This is a genomic window from Streptomyces sp. (assembly GCF_036566765.1).
Lineage (GTDB): Bacteria > Actinomycetota > Actinomycetes > Streptomycetales > Streptomycetaceae > Streptomyces.
The window spans coordinates 1-1,914 of the sequence record NZ_DATCVQ010000226.1; the positions used below are offsets into that span (position 1 = coordinate 1).

Here is a 1,914-nt window from a genome sequence, read left to right on the forward strand (position 1 = left end):
GGGTAGCCGTAGCCGCCTCGGGCGGGCTGCTGGGCGTTCGGGGCCTGGCCGCGGCCGGGGCCGCCCTGCGGCGGCTGCGGCTGGGACGTGCTCGACGCCAGGGTGCGGCTGCGCACCCGGTACAGACCGGTGTCGAGGTCGTCGGCCTTCTCCAAGTGGACCTTGATGGGGCCCATGAAGGTGTACCGCTGCTGCTTGGCGTACTCGCGGACCAGGCCGGAGAGTTCGTCCCCGAGCTGGCCGGAGTAGGGGCTGAGACGCTCGTAGTCCGGCGTGCTCAGCTCCACGATGAAGTCGTTGGGGACGACCGTCCGCTCGCGGTTCCAGATCGTCGCGTTGTTGTCGCACTCCCGCTGGAGGGCGCCCGCGATCTCGACGGGCTGGACCTCGGACTTGAACACCTTGGCGAAGGTGCCGTTGACCAGACCTTCGAGTCGCTGCTCGAAACGCTTCAGGACTCCCATGGGGCACCTCCTCCGTCGTTGCCGTCCTGGTACTGCTTACTGATCGTATCCACGCGTCGGGAAATCGGCTGGTTCCCCTTCTCTGCCCTGTGGACGAGTGTCACCTCTCACACGGATCGTAGAGGCGGCCTCAGGACAGTGTCCCGCAGCCCCTCCTGAGCCTGGTCCTGTTCTGTTCGGACGGGGTCCAAACAAACGGATGTGAATCCACGGTCGGCAGCGTGCTAATCTTCAGATGTCGCCAGGCGCTCCGGCCGAAAGAACCGGAGAGCAGGAGACACACCCAATGCGCGGGTGGCGGAATAGGCAGACGCGCTGGATTCAGGTTCCAGTGCCCGCAAGGGCGTGGGGGTTCAACTCCCCCCTCGCGCACCAGACGGAAGCCCCGTAGGTCGAAAGACCTACGGGGCTTCTGCGTTGCTCCGGTGTGACCACGGACGGTGCCGGCGTTCCGCACGACGGACGGTTCCGGCGTTCGCACGACGGACGGTTCCCGCATTCGCACGACGGACGGTTCCGGTGCGACCTTTGTCGCATCGGGACGGGACGAAAGTGGGACGCGGGCGGGGCCGGGCGCTGCCTAGCGTGGGGGCGTGGAAGTGTCTTCGAAGATCAGGGGCGGGGCAAGCGCCGCGTGGCGGTGGCTGGCGGGTCCGGAGCCGTGGACCCGGCGGCGGACCGCGGGCGAGGCCGTGCTCGCGCTGCTGATGGCGGTGCTTGCGGCCGGCACCGAGGAGATTCTGGGCGGCGACGGCTGGAGGCCGGCCGCGGTGGCGGCGAGCGCCACGGTGCTGTCGCTGCTGCGCCGTCGGTTCCCCGCCTCCGTGCTGGTCGTCACAGGAACCCTCGCGCCGCTGCTGCCCGGGTATGTGGTGTTGCTCATCCTGGTCGGCTGGTCGGCGGGGCGGCACATCGCCGACGCCGGGCGGGCGCTCGCCGCGTTCACCGCCTCGTACGTGCTGTACGTGGCGACGACGCTGCTGGACTCCTGGGACTGGCAGGGGGCGCTGCGGCTGGCGTTCGTGTGCACCCTCTACTTCCTGGCCACGACGGTCGTGCCGGGCCTCGGCCACCGGTACTGGGTCCAGCGCCGGACGCTCCTGCACGCGCTGCAGGACCGCAACGGCCGGCTGCTTCGGGAGCGGTCGATGGTCGCGCAGCAGGCCCGGCTGCGGGAGCGTCAGCGGATCGCGCAGGACATGCACGACAGCCTCGGTCACCAGCTGGCCCTGATCTCCGTGCACACCGGGGCGCTGGAGGTGGATCCCGAGCTGACGGGGCGCCAGCGCGAGGCGGTGGGCGTGCTGCGCAACGCCTCGGTGGCGGCGATGCACGAACTGCGCGAGGTCGTCGGCATCCTGCGCGACGGCACGGAGGCGCCGGCCGCGGCCGGACCTGTGGGGGCCGGCGCGGTGGACGAGTCGCGGCGCGGCGCGGCCGGCATCGTGGC

Annotated in this window: 2 protein-coding genes and 1 tRNA gene; 2 read left to right on the forward strand and 1 reads right to left on the reverse strand. The window is 70.6% G+C overall.

The genetic code is table 11. The features are described from left to right. A partial coding sequence (locus VIU94_RS13065; RefSeq protein ID WP_331910910.1) for a DUF3662 domain-containing protein occupies positions 1-464 on the reverse strand: 464 nt, incomplete at its 3' end. 288 nt (positions 465-752) lie between these two features. Here VIU94_RS13065 and VIU94_RS13070 point away from each other — a divergent pair. After that, a tRNA-Leu gene (locus tag VIU94_RS13070) sits at positions 753-839 on the forward strand. Positions 840-1,057: 218 nt separating this feature from the next. Beyond that, a partial coding sequence (locus VIU94_RS13075; RefSeq protein ID WP_331910912.1) for a histidine kinase occupies positions 1,058-1,914 on the forward strand: 857 nt, incomplete at its 3' end.